At 56.3% G+C, this 4,788-nt stretch carries 2 protein-coding genes and 3 pseudogenes; 1 reads left to right on the top strand and 4 read right to left on the bottom strand.

Annotated elements, in window-relative coordinates; translation table 11 throughout:
• Positions 1-67: 67 nt before the first annotated feature.
• Positions 68-868 (bottom strand): annotated as a pseudogene (locus WS61_RS07035) (transposase); the annotation flags it as partial.
• A gap of 38 nt (positions 869-906) precedes the next feature.
• A pseudogene (locus tag WS61_RS32795) lies at positions 907-1,302 on the bottom strand (DDE-type integrase/transposase/recombinase); the annotation flags it as partial.
• Between the two features lie 8 nt (positions 1,303-1,310).
• Here WS61_RS32795 and WS61_RS07030 point away from each other — a divergent pair.
• Positions 1,311-1,535, top strand: a pseudogene (locus WS61_RS07030) (transposase domain-containing protein); the annotation flags it as partial.
• Between the two features lie 495 nt (positions 1,536-2,030).
• On the opposite strand, the gene WS61_RS32790 reads toward WS61_RS07030, so the two are convergent.
• Complete coding sequence (locus tag WS61_RS32790; RefSeq protein ID WP_095211627.1) at positions 2,031-2,390, bottom strand: H-NS histone family protein; 360 nt, start codon at positions 2,388-2,390, stop codon at positions 2,031-2,033.
• 532 nt (positions 2,391-2,922) lie between these two features.
• The coding region (locus WS61_RS32785; protein WP_179949662.1) for a YadA family autotransporter adhesin at positions 2,923-4,788 on the bottom strand (1,866 nt) is incomplete at its 5' end.

Here is a 4,788-nt window from a genome sequence, read left to right as displayed (position 1 = left end):
AACCTCCCGTTCCTATTGGGAAAATTGCCTCCGAAACACTAACACTCATTTGTGTCCAGGATTTCTAGAGCAGATCATCTTCGCTGACATGCGCCCACGCCTTGGCTTGCGCCCTGGCCCTTGGCACTCTCAGTGCTCGCCCGGTGCGCAGATAGGTCACCAGTTCGCGCTTGAGCGCACCACGCCCTTGAATGTAAAGCGCCTGATAGATGGCTTCGTGAGAGATGCGCATGGTTTCGTCATCTGGAAAGTCGACTTTTAATCGATTGGCAATCTGTTCCGGCGACCAGCCATTGACCCATTTGCGATCACTGCGTTCTGGTTTATTCCGCCCGATGAACGCCGCCTGACTAGGCCCTGCAACCTTACGTCCTTTAGCGTTGTGAACGTGGCCTTCCAGGCGCTCTTGCACATAGCGGTGCAGCCTCGGGTTTGTCGCAAGCTTTGCTGGTTTCGGCCGCCTGGCAAACAATTCCGCCTTCCACTGCGCAACTGATGCACGATAATCGAGGCGGCCACTACGAGTCGCAGCATTACGCTGGAGCTCTCGTGAGACCGTTGACGCGCTGCGGCCAATACGGCGAGCGATCTCACGTACGCCGGCGCCTTCGGCTGAGAGTAATCCTATCTCTTCACGCTCAGCAAACGATAAGTACCTGCCGGATATTGGACTTGCCATGAACAACGGCATACCGCCACGCTCGCGAAACCAGCGTGTCCCTGCCGCCTGGGACACTCCAACTGCCGCAGCAGCCTTCTCGCTTGTGATTCCGGTCGCAACCTGCTCCCAAAACTGGCGCTCAACCTCGTGCCGAAGCGATGGTGCACCTGGCGAGCGCATCGCTCCTCGCCTCGTCAACTGTTGTATCCACTTCGATGGACGACCCATGAAACACCTCCTGGATTAAGGTGTTGCGACGACCGGTTGATTCCGCCCTGTAAGCCTTGGTCCGAGTGAAACAACAACCCTTGCGGTCGGCCTCGTTGCTCGTAGGCCATTTCCAACGCCCGCACGACCAAATCGGCGTCCGGGCGTGTCGAGAAAGCCCAACCGACAACTCGCCGCGTGAACAGGTCGAGCACGACCGCCAGATAATGCCAACGGCCTTGTGCCCAGACATACGTGATGTCGCCGCACCAGACCTGATTCGGCGCACCAACCTCAAACTGACGGTTGAGATGGTTCGGAATATCGATCCGCTCAACCGTCGCCTGTTTGTACGCATGACTGCCGGGTTGCTTGCAAATCAACCCCAGCTGTTCCATCAAGCGGCTGACCTTGAAGCGGCCAATCGCCGTACCTTCGCATACGACGGAATTACTTGTTCGCCAGCGCCGACTCCGGTGGCGAACGTGCCGCCGCGATATATAGCCTGATTGGCACGGCGCGCTTGAACGGCCTCGATCCCGAGGCGTATCTCGCCTACGTGCTCGAGCGCATCGCCGACTATCCGGCTACCCGCGTCGACGAACTGCTCCCGCGGAACGTCGCATCATCGCTGCCGCCTACTGTTCGCGTCGAGCCCATCCGATAGCGTCGCAGAGCTCCGCGGTCAACAACCTGCACTACGGTACTGCTCGGGCGCTTACGGAAGCACTTGAGCCGGGAGTATTGATGTCAGCCGCGGCGCGTTGGCACAGCGTCAACGCCAACCAGGTATACGAATGACGCGAGCAATAGAAGACGCTGGAGTAGAAACCCTCAAATTATCCATGAAATGGGGCCGCTCAAAAGACGAGGTTGCGTACTCGCTTTGTTGCCAGAGAACAACCGGCGAAGATGGCCTCCGAAGTTCTCGGCGTGGCACGCGCTTGACCTGCCCGCCACGAATTCCGTCCGACCTGAGTTCGCAATCTTTTTTGCAAATCGGTTCCTTCTTCCTTCCGTGTAATTGCTCCGCCTGCCTTGAACACGGGAATCCTGATACCCCTCTTACAACCAACGGACACGGTAAAGTCGACTCGTCGAACTAACAGAAGCGACCGTTCTCGAACTGGGCCTCGAGTCGCCACTCGGCATCGGTGACAAGTCAAGCGGCAGAGTTCCCTTTTTCATCTACAGAAATTGAATCATCGGATTCAATAAGAAAATCATGGGGGTCTCTTCCTGCCAACCAGTTCGGCCGCCGCCCCCTTCCGGACCACGTGCGCCCTGTGCTTGGGTCAAAGTACTTTGGACTATATTTTTTGTCGCTAGATCGACCTGTTTGCGGACGAATCGTTCTCCTATGCAGAGATTTCGCATGCCGCACTTCCTCAATAGATATATTAAAGACTGCCATTTTTTGCACAATGTAGGTAATAGCGTCGAGACGTTCTCGCTTGTACGCTGCAGATATTTCAACCTGTAGTCGCCGGTACTTCTCAATAAGAGAAAAATAGCTTTCCATAAAGCTTTACCCTCGCGATGACCTTTCCATACCACCTTGAATTCGTTTTACCCCCCCGGCCGTGCTCATTGTTTATCAAAATCCCCATCAATATCTTTGGCACATAATATTGCCGCGCAGTCTAGCAATTAAGAGCACGCGCCCTAAGATTTTGCGACTAGAGCGTTGATTATCCCTTTGCGCCGCGACAACATTGCATGCGATCGGCGCGCAATACAAGGAACACCAATTCATCTCCATTGCGATACTTTGCATTCAACTGATACCTGCACCTAATCAGAGAAATTATTTTTATCATTTCATAAAGTGAATTGCCTCTCCTACAGACAGTGAAACGTCATACTATGATGGGTAACGCCAGATTATCCGATGCGGTCGCCACAACGTTCCGGTCGACATTGCCACTTTCTGCAAGTTCAAGCGATTAGTCCGTCTGTGAAGGTGCTGATCGATGATCTAGCGAATAAGTCGCGAAGAAATTCTGGGTATAGTGATGGACCGAGCGCGCTTGCGCTCGGTCGAACTGGCTACGTTACCACTGATAGGCAGCGCCTACTCCAACCGTTGTACCTTGCGAGCTATAACCGGCACCGAGCTTTCCCTTGACGTTTTGTGTAAAACGAATAGACGCGCCGATAGCGACCGCCTTCTCTCCCTTATATGCGCCGGTACCAATACCCACCGCGATCGTTTTCCCGAGGTCTACATCTGGAATCATCGTCAGCGCCGTTGCAGCTGCCACACCGGCATAGGCGGCCTTCGCAACCTGATTTACTTGGGTGGAAAGCTCACCAATTCTCTGATCGGCATAGTAATTTGACTGTGAGATCGATTCATTTAGCTGGTTCAAATTTACAGCGTCGGTGCCTTGCGTACCCGGTGCTACGTTCGTGATCTGACGCTGCTGCGAATCGTTGCCCACCGAGACCACGTTCGTACGTCCGCCATCCGTCGAATTCGCTCCGATCGCCACCGAATTCGAGCCGGCGGTTACTTTCGGCGCGTCGCTGCCTGTACCGTTCATGTCGGTGCCGACGCCGTTGTTGCTGGCCGAACGGATCTTGTTGTTGTTGATCGTCGTCGACAACGAGTTAAGAGACTCGTTTATGTTCGTCACGCCGGCCGACAACGAGGCCACGCTGCTGTTGGTCGAACTCAGGCCGGTCGACAGCGAGCCGATACTGGTTGACGTCGACGTGGACAATGACGACACGTTGCTGTTGGTCGCGCTCAGGCCGGTCGACAATGAGTTGATTGACGTCGAAGTAGACGTGGACAGTGCCACCAGATTGCTGTTGGTTGAGCTCAGACCGGTAGACAGCGAGCCGATGCCGGTCGACAATGAGACGATGTTCGATACGATCGACGTTGACAATGAGTTGACGGCCAGGTTCGTCGCGTTGAGCTGACTGCCGTTAATGGCGTCCGTGCTATTGCTGTTAACGCGACCAGCGGCGACGTTCGTAATCTGGCGTTCCTGACCAGGCGACCCGATGCTGAGGACGCCGATGGGATTGGCACCGAATACGGGGTACGTGGTACCGCCGACCGTGACTGTCGACACGCCGACCGCGTTGCTCGTGACCGAGCCCGCGCCAAGCGCGATCGAGTTTGCGACGTTCGCAGTACCATTCGAGCCGAGGGCTAGCGCGTTGGCCGCGCTGGCCGTCGCGCCTAATCCGTAGGCTTGGGCACCGTTGGCGCTGGCCGTCGCCTGGATGCCCATCGCGATCGTATTGTCCGCGATGGCTTGGTTCGACGTGCCGAGAGCGAGTGCACTCGTGCCTGTTGCGGTGTTTGCGTTGCCCAGTGATGTTGCACCGTTGCCGACCGCCATGTTGCCGGAGCCGATCGAAACCGCCTTGCCACTCGTTGCCAAGGCACTCTGGCCGATTGCGACCGCGCCGTCCGCCCATGCGCTCGAACCGTCGCCGACCGCGACGCTGCTTACGCCTGCCGCCATCGCGTTGACGCCTGCTGCGAGCGAATTAATGCCTACCGCGCCTTTGTTGTCGTAGTTGCGCTGCTGCGTACCGTTGTCGTTAACGCTGTAGTAATGCGTATTTCCGGCATTGATCTGGGTCGATACCGACGTGGACAAAGACGTCAGCGAGCTATTGGTCGAGCTTAGGCCGGTCGAAAGCGAATTCATGCGCGCTGAAGTTGAAGTCGACAGCGAGGCAACCGAGCTATTAGCCGTGGACAGGCCCGTCGAGGTCGACGTGGACAGCGACGACACCGAGCTGTTCGTACTGCTCAGTCCGGTGGACAGCGAATTGATGCCGGTCGAAGTCGAAGTCGACAACGACGTGATCGAGCTGTTAGCCGACGACAGACCCGTCGAGGTCGAAGTCGACAGCGACGTGATCGAGCTATTAGCCGACGACAGACCCGTCGA

The organism is Burkholderia sp. ABCPW 11 (assembly GCF_001523445.1).
GTDB lineage: Bacteria > Pseudomonadota > Gammaproteobacteria > Burkholderiales > Burkholderiaceae > Burkholderia.
This window is presented reverse-complemented; position numbering and strand designations above follow the sequence as displayed.